General features: G+C 55.2%; 12 protein-coding genes, 1 tRNA gene, 9 pseudogenes, 2 riboswitches and 1 other annotated feature. Of the genes and pseudogenes, 16 read left to right on the forward strand and 6 right to left on the reverse strand.

All coding sequences use genetic code 11. The features are described from left to right. The first annotated feature begins 1 nt into the window (after nucleotide 1). From tgt to OA238_RS07160, 7 genes and pseudogenes are all read left to right on the forward strand, one after another. Nucleotides 2-1,132 carry a tRNA guanosine(34) transglycosylase Tgt gene (tgt, locus tag OA238_RS07135; RefSeq protein ID WP_015494675.1) on the forward strand — a complete coding sequence of 377 codons (1,131 nt, stop codon included), beginning with the start codon at nucleotides 2-4 and terminating at the stop codon, nucleotides 1,130-1,132. 288 nt (nucleotides 1,133-1,420) lie between these two features. Then, on the forward strand, nucleotides 1,421-3,847 hold the full coding sequence (gene lon, locus OA238_RS07140) for an endopeptidase La (protein WP_015494676.1): 2,427 nt from the start codon (nucleotides 1,421-1,423) through the stop codon (nucleotides 3,845-3,847). Nucleotides 3,848-4,057: 210 nt separating this feature from the next. Beyond that, complete coding sequence (locus tag OA238_RS07145; RefSeq protein ID WP_015494886.1) at nucleotides 4,058-4,354, forward strand: transposase; 297 nt, start codon at nucleotides 4,058-4,060, stop codon at nucleotides 4,352-4,354. Then, a pseudogene (locus tag OA238_RS07150) lies at nucleotides 4,351-5,172 on the forward strand (IS3 family transposase); the annotation flags it as partial. The gene OA238_RS07145 and the pseudogene OA238_RS07150, both read left to right, overlap by 4 nt. Before the next feature lie 196 nt (nucleotides 5,173-5,368). Next, nucleotides 5,369-5,590 carry a DUF6444 domain-containing protein gene (locus OA238_RS33580; RefSeq protein WP_051076388.1) on the forward strand — a complete coding sequence of 74 codons (222 nt, stop codon included), beginning with the start codon at nucleotides 5,369-5,371 and terminating at the stop codon, nucleotides 5,588-5,590. A 15-nt stretch (nucleotides 5,591-5,605) separates the two neighbouring features. Beyond that, nucleotides 5,606-6,784, forward strand: a pseudogene (gene tnpC, locus OA238_RS07155) (IS66 family transposase); the annotation flags it as partial. A gap of 60 nt (nucleotides 6,785-6,844) precedes the next feature. After that, the gene (locus OA238_RS07160; RefSeq protein ID WP_015494679.1) at nucleotides 6,845-7,114 is read left to right on the forward strand and encodes an HU family DNA-binding protein; all 270 of its coding nucleotides are present in this window, start codon (nucleotides 6,845-6,847) and stop codon (nucleotides 7,112-7,114) included. A 96-nt stretch (nucleotides 7,115-7,210) separates the two neighbouring features. Here the strand turns inward: OA238_RS07160 and OA238_RS07165 are convergent, their stop codons facing one another. Beyond that, entirely contained in the window at nucleotides 7,211-8,464 is a 1,254-nt protein-coding gene (locus OA238_RS07165) for a D-amino acid dehydrogenase (protein WP_015494680.1), read from the reverse strand. A 55-nt stretch (nucleotides 8,465-8,519) separates the two neighbouring features. Continuing rightward, nucleotides 8,520-8,622, reverse strand: a riboswitch (glycine riboswitch). 1 nt (nucleotide 8,623) lies between these two features. After that, nucleotides 8,624-8,712, reverse strand: a riboswitch (glycine riboswitch). Nucleotides 8,713-8,849: 137 nt separating this feature from the next. Here OA238_RS07165 and OA238_RS07170 point away from each other — a divergent pair. Beyond that, nucleotides 8,850-9,410 carry a histidine phosphatase family protein gene (locus OA238_RS07170; protein WP_015494681.1) on the forward strand — a complete coding sequence of 187 codons (561 nt, stop codon included), beginning with the start codon at nucleotides 8,850-8,852 and terminating at the stop codon, nucleotides 9,408-9,410. A 51-nt stretch (nucleotides 9,411-9,461) separates the two neighbouring features. Then, nucleotides 9,462-9,537, forward strand: a tRNA-Val gene (locus tag OA238_RS07175). A 144-nt stretch (nucleotides 9,538-9,681) separates the two neighbouring features. On the opposite strand, the pseudogene OA238_RS07180 reads toward OA238_RS07175, so the two are convergent. Beyond that, nucleotides 9,682-10,704, reverse strand: a pseudogene (locus OA238_RS07180) (IS3 family transposase); the annotation flags it as partial. 171 nt (nucleotides 10,705-10,875) lie between these two features. Then, nucleotides 10,876-11,886 carry an integrase core domain-containing protein gene (locus OA238_RS07185; RefSeq protein ID WP_015494683.1) on the reverse strand — a complete coding sequence of 337 codons (1,011 nt, stop codon included), beginning with the start codon at nucleotides 11,884-11,886 and terminating at the stop codon, nucleotides 10,876-10,878. Nucleotides 11,887-11,985: 99 nt separating this feature from the next. On the opposite strand from OA238_RS07185, the pseudogene OA238_RS07190 reads away from it, so the two are divergent. After that, a pseudogene (locus OA238_RS07190) lies at nucleotides 11,986-13,190 on the forward strand (IS256-like element ISOan6 family transposase). An 81-nt stretch (nucleotides 13,191-13,271) separates the two neighbouring features. Here OA238_RS07190 and OA238_RS32565 read toward each other — a convergent pair. After that, nucleotides 13,272-13,706: pseudogene (locus OA238_RS32565) on the reverse strand (transposase); the annotation flags it as partial. A gap of 205 nt (nucleotides 13,707-13,911) precedes the next feature. Between OA238_RS32565 and OA238_RS07200 the strand changes: the two are divergent. Both OA238_RS07200 and OA238_RS07205 read left to right on the forward strand, forming a co-directional pair. Next, nucleotides 13,912-15,142: pseudogene (locus OA238_RS07200) on the forward strand (IS3 family transposase). Next, nucleotides 14,199-14,315, forward strand: a sequence feature (AL1L pseudoknot). It overlaps the preceding pseudogene by 117 nt. Nucleotides 15,143-15,338: 196 nt before the next feature. Continuing rightward, a complete protein-coding gene (locus OA238_RS07205; RefSeq protein WP_015494687.1) occupies nucleotides 15,339-16,073 on the forward strand; it encodes a lysophospholipid acyltransferase family protein in 735 nt (244 codons plus the stop codon). 10 nt (nucleotides 16,074-16,083) lie between these two features. Here OA238_RS07205 and OA238_RS31525 read toward each other — a convergent pair. After that, nucleotides 16,084-16,191, reverse strand: a pseudogene (locus tag OA238_RS31525) (IS630 family transposase); the annotation flags it as partial. A gap of 216 nt (nucleotides 16,192-16,407) precedes the next feature. On the opposite strand from OA238_RS31525, the pseudogene OA238_RS07210 reads away from it, so the two are divergent. Further along, nucleotides 16,408-16,641: pseudogene (locus tag OA238_RS07210) on the forward strand (alternative oxidase); the annotation flags it as partial. Between the two features lie 31 nt (nucleotides 16,642-16,672). Here OA238_RS07210 and OA238_RS07215 read toward each other — a convergent pair. Continuing rightward, nucleotides 16,673-18,165 (reverse strand): IS3 family transposase gene (locus tag OA238_RS07215; protein ID WP_085982719.1). Its coding sequence is split into 2 segments (ribosomal slippage): nucleotides 16,673-17,715 and nucleotides 17,715-18,165, totalling 1,494 coding nucleotides; the frame shifts between segments, so codons are not numbered across the junction. A 57-nt stretch (nucleotides 18,166-18,222) separates the two neighbouring features. On the opposite strand from OA238_RS07215, the gene OA238_RS29850 reads away from it, so the two are divergent. The 3 genes and pseudogenes from OA238_RS29850 to OA238_RS07235 form a co-directional block, all read left to right on the forward strand. Then, the gene (locus OA238_RS29850; protein ID WP_338042823.1) at nucleotides 18,223-18,426 is read left to right on the forward strand and encodes an alternative oxidase; all 204 of its coding nucleotides are present in this window, start codon (nucleotides 18,223-18,225) and stop codon (nucleotides 18,424-18,426) included. 110 nt (nucleotides 18,427-18,536) lie between these two features. Beyond that, nucleotides 18,537-18,866, forward strand: coding sequence for a DUF6444 domain-containing protein (locus OA238_RS07225; RefSeq protein WP_044036437.1), 330 nt, complete (start codon nucleotides 18,537-18,539; stop codon nucleotides 18,864-18,866). A 33-nt stretch (nucleotides 18,867-18,899) separates the two neighbouring features. Next, nucleotides 18,900-20,377: pseudogene (locus OA238_RS07235) on the forward strand (IS3 family transposase); the annotation flags it as partial. Nucleotides 20,378-20,389 lie beyond the last annotated feature (12 nt).

Below are 20,389 nucleotides of genomic sequence, written 5' to 3' on the forward strand. Positions count from 1 at the left end.
CATGACTGTTCCTTTTTCGTTTGATTTGCAGGCCACGGACGGGTCTGCGCGGACTGGTGTGATGCGCACCCAGCGCGGCGACATCCGCACGCCTGCGTTTATGCCCGTTGGCACTGCGGCCACAGTGAAGGCGATGATGCCCGAAAGTGTGCGCGCGACGGGTGCGGATATCTTGCTTGGTAATACGTATCATCTGATGCTGCGCCCCACGGCGGAACGGATTGCGCGGCTTGGCGGGCTGCACAAATTTATGAATTGGGACCGCCCGATACTGACGGATTCGGGTGGTTTTCAGGTGATGAGCCTTGCGGGGATGCGCAAGCTGACCGAGGAAGGTGTTGTGTTCCAAAGCCATTACGACGGGTCTAAACACAATCTGACGCCGGAGCGGTCAATGGAGATTCAGGCGCTTTTGGGGTCTGATATTGTGATGTGTTTTGACGAATGCCCAGCCCTTCCTGCGGATCGCACACGGCTGGAAGACAGCATGCAGATGTCGATGCGGTGGGCCAAGCGATCGCGCGCGGCCTTTGGGGATCGGCCCGGTCATGCGCTGTTTGGCATCCAGCAGGGCGGGCTTGATGAGGATCTGCGCAAGCAATCTGCGGACGCGTTGCAAGACATTGGGTTTGAGGGCTACGCGGTTGGCGGGCTGGCCGTGGGGGAGGGGCAGGAGGCCATGTTTGGCTGTCTTGATTTCGCGCCGGATCAATTGCCCACACAAAAGCCACGTTATTTGATGGGTGTTGGCAAGCCAGATGATATTGTTGGCGCAGTGAAGCGCGGCATTGATATGATGGATTGCGTGTTGCCGAGCCGATCAGGGCGCACCGGGCAGATATTTACCCGCACTGGCGTGCTGAACATCAAGAACGCGCGCCATGCGGATGATCCAAGGCCGCTGGATGAAGGCTGCCGCTGTCCGGCGTGCAGCAACTATTCGCGGGCGTATTTGCATCATGTGTTCCGCAGTCAGGAAATGATTTCGGGCATGTTACTGACCTGGCATAATCTGACGTATTTTCAGGATATTATGGCAGGAATGCGGGACGCGATCGCGACGCAGAGCTTTGCCGCTTGGGAGGCGGATTTTCACGCGGGTCGTGCGCAAGGCGATATTGATCCACTTTGAAACAACCAGGGACGCGGTGTGGTTGCAGCGCTGTTCATTTTTGCGTGACGTGGCGATAAGATGCAAAAGAGCGTCCTTTGGCGGTAAAAAGACGCAATTTTCGTGCTTTATCCCCAGTTTTGACAAATTGTTGACTTGCGGGCGCTTGAGTCGACAGGCACCATAGGGAAACCGAGGCGGTTATTGGTTGAAAGCGGGCGCAAGACCCCCACATTACTAACCAAGACCGGAAACGGCGCTGTTGCCTTTTAAAGGGACGCGTCGTTTTGCAAACAAAGGAAAAAGAGCATGTCAGATACCATTCGTGACCCCCTAAGCCTGTCCTACCCCGTTCTGCCGTTGCGTGACATTGTGGTCTTCCCACATATGATTGTGCCGCTTTTTGTCGGGCGTGAGAAATCTGTGTCTGCACTCGAAGAGGTGATGAACGACGACAAGCAAATCCTGCTGTCCAGTCAGATTGACCCCGGTGTGGATGACCCTGACGAAGACGGCATTTATAAAGCCGGCGTGTTGGCCAATGTATTGCAGCTGCTGAAATTGCCCGATGGCACCGTTAAAGTGCTGGTTGAAGGCATTGCGCGGGTGCGCATCACCGGTTTCATCGAAAACGACAAATATTTTGAGGCGTCGGCAGAATATCTGACCGAAATGCCAGGTGACATGACCACGATTGAGGCGCTGACGCGCACGGTCGCCAAGGAATTTGAACGGTATTCCAAGGTTAAGAAAAACATTCCCGAAGAAGCGCTTGGTGCCGTATCCGAGGCGTCCGAGCCAGCCAAACTGGCAGATCTGGTCGCGGGCCATCTGGGGATTGAGGTTAAGCAACGCCAAGAGCTGCTTGAGACGCTGAGCGTGTCGGAGCGGCTGGAGAAGGTCTACGGGCTGATGCAGGGCGAAATGTCCGTGTTGCAGGTCGAAAAGAAGATCAAGACCCGCGTGAAGACCCAGATGGAACGCACGCAGCGTGAATATTATCTTAACGAGCAGATGAAAGCGATCCAGCGTGAGCTGGGCGACGGCGAAGAGGGCGAAGGCGAAGTGGCCGAGCTAGAGGCGAGAATTTTCGACACCAAGCTGTCCAAAGAGGCCAAAGAGAAGGTCGACGCGGAACTTAAGAAGCTGAAAAACATGTCGCCCATGTCAGCGGAAGCCACAGTTGTGCGCAATTATCTGGACTGGATCCTGTCGATCCCGTGGGGCAAGAAATCCCGCGTCAAAAAGGACCTCGCTGCGGCTGAGGCGGTTTTGGACGGGGATCACTACGGGCTTGAGAAGGTCAAAGAACGCATCGTGGAATATCTGGCCGTGCAGCAGCGCAGCCAGAAGCTGAAGGGGCCGATCATGTGCCTCGTCGGACCACCCGGTGTGGGTAAAACGTCGCTCGGTAAATCTGTCGCGAAAGCCACGGGGCGCGAATTCATTCGCATCTCCCTTGGGGGTGTGCGTGACGAGTCCGAAATTCGTGGCCACCGCCGCACGTACATCGGGTCCATGCCGGGTAAGATCATTCAGGCGTTGAAAAAGGCGAAAACGACGAACCCGCTGATCTTGCTCGATGAAATCGACAAGATGGGCAATGACATGCGCGGCGATCCTGCGTCTGCAATGCTTGAGGTCTTGGACCCGGAACAGAACAGCACCTTCGTGGACCACTACCTTGAGGTCGAATATGACCTGTCCAACGTGATGTTTTTGACCACGTCTAACAGCTACAACATGCCGGGGCCTCTTTTGGACCGGATGGAGATTATTCCGCTGTCGGGCTATACCGAAGACGAAAAGCGCGAGATCGCAAAGCAGCATTTGCTGGCCAAAGTGATGAAAAATCACGGACTTAAGGCAAGTGAGTTCAAGCTTGAGGATTCAGCCCTGACGTCGATCATCCGCTACTACACCCGTGAAGCCGGTGTTCGGAGCCTTGAGCGTGAGATTGCCAAGATTGCACGCAAAGCGGTGACCAAGATCGTCAAGAAAGAGGTCGAAAGCGTTGTCGTGAACGAGGACAACATCGACGACTACCTTGGCGTTAAAAAGCACCGGTTCGGGTTGGCGGAAGATCAAGATCAGGTCGGTGTTGTGACCGGACTTGCCTACACATCGGTTGGTGGTGAACTGCTTAATATCGAAGCGCTGCGTCTGCCCGGTAAGGGTCGAATGAAGACGACCGGTAAGCTTGGTGATGTGATGAAGGAAAGCATTGATGCGGCATCGTCGTATGTGCGCTCCATTTCACCACAGATCGGGGTGAAACCGCCGGAGTTTGATAAGCTGGACATCCACGTTCACGTCCCAGACGGCGCGACACCAAAGGACGGGCCGAGCGCCGGTCTGGCGATGGTGACGTCGATTGTCTCGGTGTTGACGAAAATCCCAGTTCGCAAAGACATTGCGATGACGGGTGAGGTGTCTTTGCGCGGTAATGCGATGCCAATCGGTGGTTTGAAGGAAAAACTGCTGGCGGCATTGCGCGGCGGAATTACGACGGTGTTGATCCCCGAGGAGAACGTCAAAGACTTGGCGGACATCCCAGACAACGTCAAACAAGGGCTTGAGATTATCCCCGTGACCCACGTGTCCGAGGTTCTCAAGCACGCGCTGACCCGCACGCCAACTCCGATTGAATGGGACCAAGAGGCGGAAGACGCGGCCGCTGCCGACGCTGTGTTGCGGGCGCGTGATGCGGGGATGACGCCTTCTGTTGCGCACTAAGTCCATGTAGGACCAAGATAAAATTTTGACGGAAGGGCGCTGTGGGAAACCGCGGCGCCCTTTTTTTTGGGCAGGTGGTATATTGAACGTCTGAAAGATCAGTTCAGCAGACAAGGACGGTGTCGCGACCTCTGCAACCTCAAGGATTGAACTTCGTCCCTGTTGCCGGACATTGGGGTACTTTACCCCAGTCCGTGAAAGGGGCACCAAATGGGACAACATCGACGCAATTATACAGACGATTATAAGGCAGCTGCAGTTGAGCGGTTATATGAGCCTGGTGCGACGCAAGGCAGCGTTGCCAAGGAGCTTGGGATCACTGGGACGCAGCTGAAGACGTGGCGCTTGGAAATTGAGGCGTTTGGCTCAGTTGAAGCCAAACGGCGTCAGCAGGCGGATGCGGCTGAATTGCTCCGCCTTCGCAAAGACAACAAGCGGCTTGCTGAGGAAGTGGAGATTTTGCACAAAGCATCCGCTTTTTTCGCGGCGCGGCTGGTGAAACCATGACGAACAAGCGTGCTTTCGTCACCGCCCATAAAGCTCAATACGCGGTTTCAATATTATGCCGTCTTCTAGAGATATCCCGGGGCTGGTTCTACGGGTTCCCAGCCAGTCAGCCTGCACGTGATCAGCGTCAAGCTAATCGCGACGCTCGGGATCAGGCGTTGCTTCCCAAGATAAAAACCTTCTTCAAGGCCAGTAAGAAATGTTGTGGATCAAAGCGTATTCACCAAGACTTACTGGCGGATAGTGAGGTCGTCTCCGAGCGCCGTGTTGCGAGAATAATGAAGGAACACAAGGTGTCCCCGCTTCTTCGCAAGCGTAGAAAGCCAATCACAACGGACAGCAATCATAAGCTGAAGCCATCCCCAAACTTGTTGGAACAGAAATTCCACAGCCAGACGCCTAATGCCGTTTGGCTGGCGGATATCACCTATATCGACACGGACGAAGGCTGGCTTTATCTGGCTGGCGTGAAGGACATGGCTACGCGTGAGATCGTCGGTTGGGCGATGGAGGATCACATGCGTGCGGAGCTTTGCTGCGCCGCCCTCGAGATGGCTCTGGGACGCAGAGGCCCGGTTCCGGGATTGATACACCACTCCGATAGGGGCGGCCAATATGCTGGCGGGGACTATCGCAAGCTGATCAAAAAGGCGAAACTCACTCAATCCATGAGCCGCAAGGGCCAATGCCTCGACAATGCGCCGATGGAAAGCTTCTTTGCTTCATTGAAAAAGGAGATGGTTCACCAGCGGCGCTTTAGAACACACGCTGAGGCCAAGGCCGCCATCTTCGAATACATTGAGGTCTTCTACAACCGCTAGCGCCGTCATTCAGGCGTCGGCTACAAAACGCCAAAACAGGCTTTCGAAGATATGACGTAACTCCCAAGCACCCCAGCCGATAACGGGTTTTTGTCAGTTTTGATGTGAGTCTCCTTGGCCATTAGGCGCATGAATTTTCTGTTGTGGTCTGAATTTCGTGGCGCTGTGACGATTTCTCTGAATCATTGGTGGAATGGACCAAGTTACTGCTCTTGAACAACTCCTCGCCACGGCTCTGCGCAGGATCGCCGAGTTGGAAGCCGCGTTGGCGAGCATGGCGCAAGAGAATGCGGATCTGCGGCGTCAGTTGACCAAGAACAGCAGTAATAGCAGCAAGCCGCCTTCGAGTGATGGGTTGAAGAAGCCGGTACCGCGTAGCCTGCGTGGTAAGTCCGGTAAGAAAAGTGGTGGTTAAGTTGGCCACCGAGGCGACACCCTACGTCAGACAGCAACGCCTGACTTTGTGGAGCGACATGAGGCTGAGGCCTGTGGCACCTGTCAGCATGGCTTGACGGCTGGGATGATCAAGGCGGTGGAGAGGCGTCAGGTTTATGACATACCGGTGCCGCGTCTGGAGGTCACAGAGCATCAGGCAGCGATTTATTGTTGTGGCCATTGCCGAGCCACGACGACAGCCACCTTTCCCGATGGCGTGAATGCACACGTGCAATACGGTAAGCGCATTCGGGCGGCGGCGGTCTACTGCAATGTTCAGCAGCTGATCCCCGAGGATCGGGTCTGCCAACTCCTGCGTGATTTGTTTGGTGCCACCAGCCTATGCGCGGCCAGCGTGACCAACTGGGTGAACGGCACAGCGCGTACCTTGGGTGGCGTCGTCGAACACATTCTGGCCCGGCTCAATGAAGGCGGCGTTCGGCATCTGGATGAGACCGGACTTCGTGTTGATGGTAAGCTGCACTGGCTGCACTCAATCAGCGATCTCGCCTTCACGCATTATCGCATCAGCGCCAAGCGCGGTGCTGTTCCATCCTTCCTGACCGGCGGGACAATTGTTCATGACCACTGGAAGTCCTATTACGCCCATATGAGTGGGGTGGACGCGCACGCCCTGTGCGGGGCGCATCATTTACGGGAACTCAAGGCCATCGAAGAAATCGAAAAGGAGCCGTGGGCGTGCGCGATGAGCGTGCTGCTCAACAGCGCCAATCAGCTCAAGTGCGCGGCTCAGGGGCGAGGCGAGACCGAACTCCCCACGTCGGTTCACCACGGCATCCTCACCAAATACATGGCGATCCTCACCGAGGGCCTCGCCTTCCATGAGCGACAAGACCCACTGGCTAGACGCACTGGTGCGCGAGGCCGAAAAGCCAGGCGGCCAGGCCATAACCTTCTGGTCCGCTTGCGCGACTACCGTGATGACGTCCTAAGGTTCCTTACGGACTTCACAGTTCCCTTCACCAACAATCAGGCCGAACGGGACCTGCGCATGATGAAGTTGCGCATGAAAATCTCGGGAACTTTCCGCACCCTCGAGGGCGCGCAGGTCTTCGCTGACATCAGATCCGTCATCTCGACGGTCAGAAAACACGGGGGCAATATCCTCGAAACACTCACCCTATCACCACAACAGATCATCGCTCGGCTCTAACGTCGCAAGGGCAACACAAAACCCGATATCTGATGGGGTCCTTGGGAGTTACGATATGACTTGGAAAATGGCAGCATAGGGTCAATAAGCAAACTGTCCGGAAAACGGGACGAAGTTCAACCTGTCGTGGAAGCGATGTTGGCGGTGTTGGGTCGCGCGTTGATCGGTGGCGAAGAATTGACCGTTCCGCCTTTGGGTAAGTTGATGATCAACCGCACCAAAGAGGTGTCAAATGCGACGATCGTGAATCTGAAGTTGCGCCACCCGAACGCAGACAAAACCCATAGCGACGCACCAATCGCAGACCCTATTGTGGCGACGCTGGAATAAGATTTATCTGGTCAAGGGTTGGCCAGAACTTTGGACGAAGCTTTGGAGGATGGGCGCAGCCAGCGTTGGCCGCGCCCGTTTCAATTTGTTCAGTCCTTAGGCGGCTGTTGCGCCAACTGAATTGCTTTGGGAGGCTTGCAGCACACTATCCGCGGCCAATTCTGCTGTTGCTGCTGCCAGCGTAAAGCCCAAGTGTCCGTGGCCAGTGTTGTAAAACACACCAGAGGCTTTGCCCGGCCCGACGCGGGGCATCATGTTAGGCATCATCGGGCGCAGGCCTGCCCAAGGAATAGCGTGTTCGGTGCTGACGTCTGGAAACAGGTTTTCTACCCATTTTGTGAGCGGTGCAATCCGGTCATCGCGGATGTCTTTGTTGTAGCCATTAAATTCCGCCGTTCCAGCAACGCGGAAGCGGTTTTTACCAAGGCGTGAGGTCACAATCTTGGCTTTGTCATCGAGCAGGGACACCCACGGGGTCGCCGCGCAGCTTTCATCGTCGTCCAGCTGCACGGTGATGGAATAGCCTTTGACGGGGTAGATATTAACGCGATCCCCGACCTGCGCTGCAAGCGCGCGGCTGCGCACACCGGCACAGATGACGATGCCGTCAAAATGGTCGGACACGTTGCTGTTTTCTGTGTTGGTCCAGCCGACGTCAACGCCGCCACTTTTGCGGGTCGTCAAGGTTTCGACGTCGCGGCCGTATTTGAAGACAACGCCGCGCTTTTTGCAGGCATCGCCGAGACCCTTGGCATAACTGTGAATGTCGCCGGTAAAATCGCTTTCGGTGAAGTAGCCGCCATAAAGATCGCCCTTTAGCGCGGGTTCGATGACCTTCATTTCTTCTGGCGTGACGGCGTGGCGTTCAAGGCCACCTTCGGCCAGCATGTCGTTGACCTTGGCGGCACCATCAAAGTCGGCTTTGCAGTTGTAGACGTGCAGGATGCCACGGTGTTCACAGTCGAATTTGAAACCCTCTTTTTCGGCATGCCCCATCAGGTGTTGGCGCGCGTCAATCGCGAGGCGCACGGATTCGATGGTGTTTTTGCGATAGTTGGGGATGTTGGACATGAATTCCGCCATCCAGCTGTATTTGTGCCAAGATGGTTTGGGGTTCACAAGCAGCGGCGCGTTGCGCGATGCCATCCATTTGATGCCCTTGATGATCGTGGACCACTGGGTCCAAACTTCGGCGTTTGAGGCGCTGAGCTGTCCGCCGTTGGCGAAAGATGTTTCCATCGCCGCGTAACGGTTGCGGTCAAACACGGTGACGTCAAAGCCACGTTCAAGCAGGGCATAGGCGGTGGTGATTCCGGTAATTCCGGCACCGATAACTGCGATTGATTTCATCAGAATGGTCCTTAAAAACGGTTCAGTTGCGGACTGGCGGATGCCAGCGGTGAACCCATCTGTCTTTGGACCTGAGAGTTTTGCCACGTCCCCGAGGTACGGGGTTTTACGGTGACGTCTCCTTCGGTGGGCGCTTTTTAACGCCGCTCTCCAGATTGCTTACGCTCCGCGGTCCGTTTGCCTGAGAGTTTCCGGGTCGTTGCTCCTTCGGCGCCGGATTTTAATCCGGTCTCTCCCGCGGGCGAGAGATGCTAGGCCGCTATGAGGTGTTACGCGATTCGGTGCAACGGATTTATTGTGGTGGTTCGGCGTATGGGTATTGGATTGCGATGGTGGGCATCCAATTTGGCTTTGCAAATCGGGATGCGCGCAATATGCACGCTGCATGACATATCCCGAACTCTATATCCTGCGCCACGGCGAGACGACGTGGAATGCAGAAAACCGCATGCAGGGCTGGCTGAATTCGCCACTGACCCTCAAGGGCGAGGCGGATGCTGCGCGCCAAGGTGCAATCCTAAGGGGCCGCCAATTGGACGGGTTTGCCTATCTGTGCAGCCCGTCGGGGCGCACGGTGCAGACGGCGGGGATCGCTTGTGCGCAGATCGCCGAGGCGGTGCACACCGATATACGTCTGCGTGAGATTGGCGTCGGTGATTGGGCGGGCCGGTTGCGTGATGAGCTGCCACAGGGGACGGGCAATGATCCCTATATGGCGCAATACGAAATGGCCCCGAATGGCGAGGGCATCGCCGTTCTGTCCGCGCGGTGTCTGGCATTTTTGACGGATTTGAGCGGGCCCGCTGTCTTGATCACCCACGGGATCACCAGCCGCGTGATTCGTGAAATCGTTGTGGGGCCGGACGCGTTGAGCAACCCGAGCATCCACGGCGGGCAGGGTTGTGTGTATCATTTAAAGGGTGGTGTGCAAAACTTGCTCACCTAGGTGTTGTTGGGCTTGCGCGTCGCGAAAAGGGACGCTAAACGCTGCCACACCGGGTCGTTAGCTCAGTTGGTAGAGCGCTTCGTTTACACCGAAGATGTCGGGAGTTCGAGCCTCTCACGACCCACCATTGTATCCTCTATTTTAATAGATATCCTTGCAGTTATGGGAATCTGTCACTACCGTTGTCACTACTATGTTCACTACAGGTGGTTGAGCTGGAACAGCAAGAACCGGAACGTGTCAACGACTTTGAGACAGTGGCTTTTGGACTTTAGGCTTGGGTTTCTTCGGTTGGTTTTGGTGGGTTGATCCAGACGGCGGTCGGGATTTGAGGCGGTTTTGGTGGTTTGTGTACGAAGCGTTCGGGCGTGGCGAGGAATGCCGCGTCTAGTGTTGCTTGTCGCGCGGTGTAGATTTCTTGGGCCTGCCCAAAATGGATTTGGTCGGGCGTCATCAGACCAATCCCGGCGTGATGATGGTCTTGGTTATACCATGCAAAGAACCTGCGGCAGAATGCGCGAGCCTGCTCGATGGTTTCAAAGTTCTTGGGGAACTCTGGCTGATATTTCAGTGTTTTGAAGTGGGCTTCGGAGAACGGGTTGTCGTTTGAGGTGTGGGGCCGACTGTGGGACTTGAGCACACCAAGATCAACCAGCATCAGGGCTGTCGTCTTTGCCTTCATGGGCCCACCGCGATCTGCATGCAATGTCAGCTGATCGCGTGGAACCTCGTGTTTTTCCATCGCGTCGATGAACAGCTCTTTGAACTGGCTGGCGCTCTCCGCGTGCTCGACGCGCCAGCCAACAACGCGGCGGCTGAAGATGTCGAGGATGACATAGAGATAGAAGTAGGACCATTTCACCGGGCCCCTCAGCTTGGTGATGTCCCAAGACCAGACCTGATTGGGGGCTTCAGCTAGAAGTTTAGGCTTTTGATAGACGGGATGTGTGCGCTGTCGGCGGCGTTCGCCAACTTCGCCCTGCGCGGCCAATATCCGATACATCGTGCGGATTGAACACAGATAGGTGCCTTCATCCAGCAAGGTGGCAAAGACCTCTGTGGGCGTCTGATCCGCAAAGCGGGGTTCGCGCAGGTGGTGCAATACCTGGTCTCTTTCCCTTTCCGGCAGAGCCCGCGAAGACGCTGCGCGCGGTGGGCGTGTGCGTGGTGGTGCCGTCAGCGCCGCACGCTGTCGAAGAACGCTCGCGCGCGATAATGATAGCGCGGCGCAGACAGCCGAGGTCAAGCCGCTGCCGGTGGGCAATGCAATCGCGACGGCCATCATGATTTGCCGAGCTATGACTGAATCTGGTGTTTGAGTGGTTTGAAGGTTGGCGGCGTATCTGGTTGAATTGTTGTTGGAAGACAGCAGCCCAACCAAAGGAGATACACCACCATGGGAACTACTAACATTGTTGATTTTGCGCGTCGAGACGAGATTGTATAGGTTCAGGTGTTTTAAGACTCACACGACTTTGGCCTGAGTGATTCGAATATACTCCATTGGTGTCTTGCCTTTCAAGGCATGATGAGGCCTGAATGTGTTGTATTTATCGACGGCTTTTCGAAGTTCAAACCGCATCGCTCCTATGCTGTCGGCAATGAGATCACGACATGCATAGAACTCTTCGCGGAAGGTGCGGTTACCGCGCTCGACACCACCGTTGTATTTTGGCCTTGCTGGCGGCAGCACAATGAGCGGGATCTCCATCTGTTCGCACGCTGTCTCAAAATCGGCCATAAACTCAGACCCGCCATCGACTTGAATTGAGATGATCTTATAGGGAGCTATTTCCACGAGTTCTTGCAAAAACCGTTTGGCAGAGCGTGCCGTGGCATTCGAATAAACTTGCGCGTGGATATGCTTGCTACACCTCTCCCAGGCTTGAAAGTGTTTGCACGTGACGCCGTTCTTCGTGGCAGTCATATGATCGATCTGCACACGCTCGCCAACCACAATATCTTTGTAATCCCTATATTTCCATCCCTTGGCATGCCCCTTGGAAAAATTACGCTTGCGCTTTTGGGGCGCAGATCTTGATCGTGTGATCAGGCCTTTTTTCCTTAGAAAGCTCAAAATGCGCCCCACGGTGCTATCGCTCATGGTTTGCTTTTTGTCGCGACGCAAGATGGCCCCTATTTTCTCCTTACCGTAGGTTTCATTGTCGCGGCGGGCCTCAAGCACCAATTGCTTTTCTGCCTCGCCCCACTGTGACTTGTTGCAGCGTTTGGGAGCCTTTGAAGGCGGTATGATTGCCTGCGCCAAATCCTTCAAAATACGCTTGTGACGGTAATATGTCGCGCGCGAGATGCCGACGAATTCAGCGCACTTTGATAGAGAAACGCCCTCTGTACGTAAGTCGTCCCATTGCCGAACCTGACCTTCGTATTTGATACGGTACACGTCCAAACATTCTTGTGTCCGCGCCCAAGCATAAAGTTTATAAACGTTCTTGTGCAGTCCGATGATTTGCATATTGGCCTCGTGAGCTGGTTTCTTTCAATTCTCAGTCTCCGAGGTCGCCTAAATCTTGGCAACAAAATTTTGTCTCACATCTATCTGAACTTATTCAAGATGACGGACGCGTTGACGGAGTTGCTGAAAACGGGAGCACAACAATTGATCGCGACAGCAGTTGAGGCTGAGCTTGTCAGTTATTTGGCGCAATTTACCGGCTTACGCACCGATGCCGGTCACGCGGCAGTCGTGCGTAATGGACATCATCCGGCCCGCCCGTTTCAAACGGGCATTGGCCCTGTGAGCGTGCGCATTCCAAAGGTTCGGTCCAAGGACGGCACACCGGTGACATTCCGGTCTGCCCTGGTGCCGCCCTATGTGCGCCGCACGAAGACGCTGGAAGCGGCCTTGCCATGGCTTTACCTCAAAGGGATCTCCAGCGGCGAGATGGCTCCCGCCCTCAAGGTTCTTCTGGGCCCAGATGCCGTTGGCTTGTCGGCTAATACGGTTTCGCGTTTAAAACGCGATTGGGCCAATGAATACGAGGCTTGGAAAGGCGCTGAGTTAGATGACGAGCCCACGTCTATATCTGGGCCGACGGCGTTCACAGCGGCCTTCGGGGCGAGGATGACAAGCTCTGTGCCCTTGTTATTATTGGGGTAACTGCCCGTGGCAAGAAGCGATTTCTGGCAATTGAGGATGGGGTGCGCGAGTCCACGCAGAGCTGGCGCGAGGTTCTGCTTAACCTCAAAAGCCGAGGCATGAATGCGCCCAAACTGGCCATCGGGGACGGTGCCATGGGGTTTTGGGCGGCCATGGACGAAGTCTATCCTGAGACCCGCCATCAACGCTGTTGGCAACACAAAACGATGAACGTGCTCAATTGTTTACCCAAGCTGTCTCAGCCAAAAGCCAAGGCCGCGCTGCACGACATCTGGCAGGCCGAGACCAAAGTCGATGCAGAAAAGGCGTTCGATCTGTTCATCAAAACCTACGAACCCAAATACCCCAAGGCCACACTATGCCTGCAAAAAGATCGTGAGGAACTCATGGCATTCTTCGACTTCCCGGCGCAGCATTGGCAAAGCATCCGCACTAGCAATCCAATTGAATCGGCCTTCGCGACGATCCGGCATCGTACCAAGCGTTCAAAGGGCTGCCTGTCACGCGATGGCATGCTGCACATGATGTTCAAACTGGGGCAATGTGCTGAGCAAAATTGGAGGAAGCTACGCGGCTTTGACTACCTCGCAAAAGTCATCACAGGCGTCACGTTCAAAGACGGAATCGAAACCACAAACCCCGACCAGATCACCGCATGACCAACAATACTCAAACACCAGATTTGACAATAACTCTGATTTGCCGCTGCGCTCTTGCGTCTGCTCCATCTCGTCCAGAAGTCCCGCCACTTTTTTTTGGATGGCAATGATGGCTTCCGCCTGATCCAGACGGCGCCGCAAGGCTGTCACCTCACGGTTGGCCTTGGCCAGCTCAGCTTGCAATGGATTGGCAGGTGCCTTTTGTGGGCCACGGCGCATTGGCTGCAATGCACCCAATGTGCCGGCCGCCCGCGCACGGCGCCAATCGGTCAGTGCAGAGGAATAAAGCCCCTCCCGCCGTAGAATGGCGGAAACCCCGCCAGTGTCTGCCACTTGGTCCGTCTCATCCAGAATGCGCAGTTTGTATTTGGCTGTGAAGTTGCGTCGCTTCGGGATGCTCGTCAGTTCCGCTGTGGGAGCCAACGGCGCATTAACAACGCGGGGAGGCGACGTCGGGGCCAAAACGGCTCCAGATCCAGCATCTGGCGAAAGTGGTGATTGTGAAGGCATAACCATGGGTTCGTTCTCCTACGCACTCAAGTGTAAACTTTAGCCAGTCAATTGTCTCACGCTTATTGGCACGGAGGGAGCGCCGCTTCACCAGACCAGCCGTTCTTGCACGCCGCAGCATTTCCTTCACGGCAATGACTGGGTAGCGGACAATCAGGCCTAATGAACCAGACCGAGTTTACTGGAGAGCATAAAGCTTGGAAGGTAAGTCATGACAAAAGGAAATTCAGGGAACCGTTTTTCGACAGAAGTGCGGGCGCGCGCAGTGCGTTTGGTGCTTGAGAATGAAGCGGATTATCGGACGCGATCTGAGTGCTTCAGATCGATTTCGAAGAAGATAGGATGTAGCCCCGAAACGCTTCGGGACTGGGTCAATAAGCAGGCGGTTGAAACCGGTGATCGGGAAGGTTTGACACAGTCTGAGCGCGCGCAGATGAAAGAGCTTCAGCGCGAGATCCGTGAGCTGCGCCAGGCCAATGACATTCTTCGTAAGGCGTCAGCTTTTTTCGCGGCGGCGGACCTCGACCGCCTATGGAAGAGATGACCATGTTCATAGACGACCATCGTGAGCATCTTGGCGTCGAGGCGATTTGCAAGGTTTTGCCGATCGCGCCATCCACATATTACCACCACAAATCGATTGAGCTTGATCCTGAGAAGGCCTCTGCCCGCGCAAAGCGCGATACCTTCTTAATGACCAAGATCCACATCTACTGGGAGAAGAGCAGGAAGCGATATGGGGCCGTGAAAATCTGGCATGACTTGCTCGACGAGGGCACTGTAGTCGCCCGTTGCACGGTTGTTCGCCTCATGAAAAGCATGGGAATACAGGGAATTACACGCGGTGATGTGACAACCACGAAGAGTAACTCTGCCTTGCCGTGCCCTGAAGACAAGGTGAACCGAAAGTTCAAGGCACCAGCACCAAACATCTTGTGGGTTGCTGACTTTACCTACGTCAGAACCGCCGTCGGCTTTGTATATGTCGCGTTCATCATTGATGTCTTCGCGCGCTACATCGTTGGCTGGAAGGTCTCTTCCTCTCCCAATGCCCAGATGGTGCTCGATGCTCTGGATCAAGCGCTAGCTGCGCGTCAACCAGATCCAAAGACCCTTATTCATCATAGCGACAGAGGCGTTCAATACTTGTCGACCAAATACACAGAGCGCCTTGAAGAAGCCAAAATCGATCCGTCAGTTGGCAGCGTTGGTGACAGCTACGACAACGCGATGGCCGAGACAATCAACGGTCTCTACAAGGCTGAGGTCATCGAGCATGAGGGCCCGTGGCAAGGCAAAAAAACCTCGAACTTGCAACGCTCGATTGGGTTCACTGGTTCAATCACGAACGCCGTTTTGGACCCATCGGATACATCGCTCCAGCACAAGCAGAAAGGAACTTCTATGAGAGCCTGAACACTGTTACTCTGACTGCAGAATAGGAACTAAACCGTCTCCGGTAAACCCGGTCTGGTTCACTAATGTAGTTGCGAAACTGCTCATAATGAAGTTAAAGCTTATACTCTGGGAGTGGACACCGAGCACGCTCATTGACCTTGCTGCGATCGCAGCGCCCATCTGCGAATTATCACAGAACGGGTTGAACTCACTTTTTACCAGATGAAAACCAGGGATGCTATGCATCAGATCAAAGTGAAATCGCACCTGTTCGACGGGTTTCTTGCTTTCTGGACCGCTTGTTTCGCTTTGGGCGTGCCAGTCTTATGGTTGTTTGGGTCTCCGCCAATGGCAATTAGGTCCGCAACCCGCCTGTGGGTGCACGGGGTCCTATTCGGGCTGAAGCATATTGTTGGGCTGAATTATGTCGAGAAGGGTCGCGACCTGATCCCGACAGAACCCTGTCTCATTGTATGCAATCATCAGTCCACCTGGGAAACTCTCGCGTTTATCGTTCTCTTCCCGGACGTAGCGATTATCGCGAAGCAGGAACTTCTGCGGATTCCGATTATCGGTTGGTATATGAGAAAATCACCGATGATCATCATTGATCGCGAGAGCGGGTCCAAGGCACTGAAGGCTATGCTAAACCAGAGCCGTGAAGCGCTAGCCTGTGGCCGCTCCGTTCTCATTTTCCCAGAGGGGACACGAATGGATGGGCGAGAGCCAATCAGATTCAAGCGGGGGATTGAACTACTTTATGCAAAGCTGGGAACGCCCGTTCTGCCCGTATTGGTGAACGCGGGGAAATTCTGGGGACCGAGCCCACAGAGCAAACGTAGCGGGAAAGTCACTGTTTTATATTCATCGCCAATCCCGTCTGGGATGCCAGCCGAACAATTTATTCGGAAGGCTGAGGGGCAAATGGAGGCAGATCTATCAGTATTGAATGAACTTACCGACAACAGCCGGTAGTCGTTCAATCGCCGATGACCGTGCCCCATTTCACTTCCAGCGCGGCGAAGAGCGTAGTCGTGCCGTGGCGCTTGTAATCATGGGTCATCGCGACCAAGCGGCCCTTTTTCAGCGGTAGATGTCGACTGTTGGCCGTTCGTGTCAAAAGACAGACCGGCGGATTGCGGACCTCCGATGCGGTCGTGACCAGAGGCGGCTAAGGCGGCTTTCCAGCTAGAAGCTGCCATCCACCACCATTAACGTAATATGTTGAAAAGAAAAAATGTCGCAGGTTGCAGGCCATGATTTTTCAGCGGCGATACATATATGTCTTTCAGAAAAAGGAGCACGGACGATGAAAAACGACGTTTCGTTTACTGCTGAACTAGCCACTGAAAATCTTCATCATCACACGCCGCAAGATTTCAGGGATCGTATAGCCCTGCGTCTAGTTAAATTCATGCGCGTTTTTGCCGACAAATTCTTTTCCGACCGCTATGGCCACCGCGCTGTTGTGCTGGAAACAGTTGCTGCGGTGCCTGGTATGGTTGGTGGTTTGCTCCAGCATCTTAAGGCACTACGGAACGTGTCAACGACTTTGAGACAGTGGCTTTTGGACTTTAGGCTTGGGTTTCTTCGGTTGGTTTTGGTGGGTTGATCCAGACGGCGGTCGGGATTTGAGGCGGTTTTGGTGGTTTGTGTACGAAGCGTTCGGGCGTGGCGAGGAATGCCGCGTCTAGTGTTGCTTGTCGCGCGGTGTAGATTTCTTGGGCCTGCCCAAAATGGATTTGGTCGGGCGTCATCAGACCAATCCCGGCGTGATGATGGTCTTGGTTATACCATGCAAAGAACCTGCGGCAGAATGCGCGAGCCTGCTCGATGGTTTCAAAGTTCTTGGGGAACTCTGGCTGATATTTCAGTGTTTTGAAGTGGGCTTCGGAGAACGGGTTGTCGTTTGAGGTGTGGGGCCGACTGTGGGACTTGAGCACACCAAGATCAACCAGCATCAGGGCTGTCGTCTTTGCCTTCATGGGCCCACCGCGATCTGCATGCAATGTCAGCTGATCGCGTGGAACCTCGTGTTTTTCCATCGCGTCGATGAACAGCTCTTTGAACTGGCTGGCGCTCTCCGCGTGCTCGACGCGCCAGCCAACAACGCGGCGGCTGAAGATGTCGAGGATGACATAGAGATAGAAGTAGGACCATTTCACCGGGCCCCTCAGCTTGGTGATGTCCCAAGACCAGACCTGATTGGGGGCTTCAGCTAGAAGTTCAGGCTTTTGATAGACGGGATGTGTGCGCTGTCGGCGGCGTTCGCCAACTTCGCCCTGCGCGGCCAATATCCGATACATCGTGCGGATTGAACACAGATAGGTGCCTTCATCCAGCAAGGTGGCAAAGACCTCTGTGGGCGTCTGATCCGCAAAGCGGGGTTCGCGCAGGTGGTGCAATACCTGGTCTCTTTCCCTTTCCGGCAGAGCCCGCGAAGACGCTGCGCGCGGTGGGCGTGTGCGTGGTGGTGCCGTCAGCGCCGCACGCTGTCGAAGAACGCTCGCGCGCGATAATGATAGCGCGGCGCAGACAGCCGAGGTCAAGCCGCTGCCGGTGGGCAATGCAATCGCGACGGCCATCATGATTTGCCGCTGCGCTCTTGCGTCTGCTCCATCTCGTCCAGAAGTCCCGCCACTTTTTTTTGGATGGCAATGATGGCTTCCGCCTGATCCAGACGGCGCCGCAAGGCTGTCACCTCACGGTTGGCCTTAGCCAGCTCAGCTTGCAATGGATTGGCAGGTGCCTTTTGTGGGCCACGGCGCATTGGCTGCAATGCACCCAATGTGCCGGCCGCCCGCGCACGGCGCCAATCGGTCAGTGCAGAGGAATAAAGCCCCTCCCGCCGTAGAATGGCGGAAACCCCGCCAGTGTCTGCCACTTGGTCCGTCTCATCCAGAATGCGCAGTTTGTATTTGGCTGTGAAGTTGCGTCGCTTCGGGATGCTCGTCAGTTCCGCTGTGGGAGCCAACGGCGCATTAACAACGCGGGGAGGCGACGTTGGGGCCAAAACGGCTCCAGATCCAGCATCTGGCGAAAGTGGTGATTGTGAAGGCATAACCATGGTTCTTCTCCTACGCCCTCAAGTGTAAACTTTAGCCAGTCAATTGTCTCACGCTTATTGGCACGGAGGGTACGCCACATCCGCGACGACCAAGGTTGGATCAGGGAGTTAATTGAGGAAGCTGACAACGAGCGTATGCACTTGATGACGTTCATTCAGATTGCCCAACCATCACGCTTTGAGCGGTTTCTGATAACGGCCACTCAGTTGATCTTCTATAATTTCTATTTTTCCGTAACTCCCAAGCACCCCAGCCGATAACGGGTTTTTGTCAGTTTTGATGTGAGTCTCCTTGGCCATTAGGCGCATGAATTTTCTGTTGTGGTCTGAATTTCGTGGCGCTGTGACGATTTCTCTGAATCATTGGTGGAATGGACCAAGTTACTGCTCTTGAACAACTCCTTGCCACGGCTCTGCGCAGGATCGCCGAGTTGGAAGCCGCGTTGGCGAGCATGGCGCAAGAGAATGCGGATCTGCGGCGTCAGTTAGCCAAGAACAGCAGTAATAGCAGCAAGCCGCCTTCGAGTGATGGGTTGAAGAAGCCGGTACCGCGTAGCCTGCGTGGTAAGTCCGGTAAGAAAAGTGGTGGCCAAGTTAGCCACCGAGGCGACACCCTACGTCAGACAGCAACGCCTGACTTTGTGGAGCGACATGAGGCTGAGCCCTCCGTGCCAATAAGCGTGAGACAATTGACTGGCTAAAGTTTACACTTGAGGGCGTAGGAGAACGAACCCATGGTTATGCCTTCACAATCACCACTTTCGCCAGATGCTGGATCTGGAGCCGTTTTGGCCCCGACGTCGCCTCCCCGCGTTGTTAATGCGCCGTTGGCTCCCACAGCGGAACTGACGAGCATCCCGAAGCGACGCAACTTCACAGCCAAATACAAACTGCGCATTCTGGATGAGACGGACCAAGTGGCAGACACTGGCGGGGTTTCCGCCATTCTACGGCGGGAGGGGCTTTATTCCTCTGCACTGACCGATTGGCGCCGTGCGCGGGCGGCCGGCACATTGGGTGCATTGCAGCCAATGCGCCGTGGCCCACAAAAGGCACCTGCCAATCCATTGCAAGCTGAGCTGGCCAAGGCCAACCGTGAGGTGACAGCCTTGCGGCGCCGTCTGGATCAGGCGGAAGCCATCATTGCCATCCAAAAAAAAGTGGCGGGACTTCTGGACGAGATGGAGCAGACGCAAGAGCGCAGCGGCAAATCATGATGGCCGTCGCGATTGCATTGCCCACCGGCAGCGGCTTGACCTCGGCTGTCTGCGCCGCGCTATCATTATCGCACGCGAGCGTTCTTCGACAGCGTGCGGCGCTGACGGCACCACCACGCACACGCCCACCGCGCGCAGCGTCTTCGCGGGCTCTGCCGGAAAGGGAAAGAGACCAGGTATTGCACCACCTGCGCGAACCCCGCTTTGCGGATCAGACGCCCACAGAGGTCTTTGCCACCTTGCTGGATGAAGGCACCTATCTGTGTTCAATCCGCACGATGTATCGGATATTGGCCGCGCAGGGCGAAGTTGGCGAACGCCGCCGACAGCGCACACATCCCGTCTATCAAAAGCCTGAACTTCTAGCTGAAGCCCCCAATCAGGTCTGGTCTTGGGACATCACCAAGCTGAGGGGCCCGGTGAAATGGTCCTACTTCTATCTCTATGTCATCCTCGACATCTTCAGCCGCCGCGTTGTTGGCTGGCGCGTCGAGCACGCGGAGAGCGCCAGCCAGTTCAAAGAGCTGTTCATCGACGCGATGGAAAAACACGAGGTTCCACGCGATCAGCTGACATTGCATGCAGATCGCGGTGGGCCCATGAAGGCAAAGACGACAGCCCTGATGCTGGTTGATCTTGGTGTGCTCAAGTTCCACAGTCGGCCCCACACCTCAAACGACAACCCGTTCTCCGAAGCCCACTTCAAAACACTGAAATATCAGCCAGAGTTCCCCAAGAACTTTGAAACCATCGAGCAGGCTCGCGCATTCTGCCGCAGGTTCTTTGCATGGTATAACCAAGACCATCATCACGCCGGGATTGGTCTGATGACGCCCGACCAAATCCATTTTGGGCAGGCCCAAGAAATCTACACCGCGCGACAAGCAACACTAGACGCGGCATTCCTCGCCACGCCCGAACGCTTCGTACACAAACCACCAAAACCGCCTCAAATCCCGACCGCCGTCTGGATCAACCCACCAAAACCAACCGAAGAAAACCCAAGC

Origin of the sequence: Octadecabacter arcticus 238, assembly GCF_000155735.2 — a bacterium.
Lineage (GTDB): Bacteria > Pseudomonadota > Alphaproteobacteria > Rhodobacterales > Rhodobacteraceae > Octadecabacter > Octadecabacter arcticus.

Bases quoted from the DNA above. Each gene is read 5' to 3' on its own strand.
- tgt (WP_015494675.1), top strand. From the start codon at position 2: ATGACTGTTCCTTTTTCGTTTGATTTGCAGGCCACGGACGGGTCTGCG.
- lon (WP_015494676.1), top strand. From the start codon at position 1,421: ATGTCAGATACCATTCGTGACCCCCTAAGCCTGTCCTACCCCGTTCTG.
- OA238_RS07145 (WP_015494886.1), top strand. From the start codon at position 4,058: ATGGGACAACATCGACGCAATTATACAGACGATTATAAGGCAGCTGCA.
- OA238_RS33580 (WP_051076388.1), top strand. From the start codon at position 5,369: ATGGACCAAGTTACTGCTCTTGAACAACTCCTCGCCACGGCTCTGCGC.
- OA238_RS07165 (WP_015494680.1), bottom strand. From the start codon at position 8,464: ATGAAATCAATCGCAGTTATCGGTGCCGGAATTACCGGAATCACCACC.
- OA238_RS07170 (WP_015494681.1), top strand. From the start codon at position 8,850: ATGACATATCCCGAACTCTATATCCTGCGCCACGGCGAGACGACGTGG.
- OA238_RS07185 (WP_015494683.1), bottom strand. From the start codon at position 11,886: ATGCAAATCATCGGACTGCACAAGAACGTTTATAAACTTTATGCTTGG.
- OA238_RS07205 (WP_015494687.1), top strand. From the start codon at position 15,339: ATGCATCAGATCAAAGTGAAATCGCACCTGTTCGACGGGTTTCTTGCT.
- OA238_RS07225 (WP_044036437.1), top strand. From the start codon at position 18,537: ATGGACCAAGTTACTGCTCTTGAACAACTCCTTGCCACGGCTCTGCGC.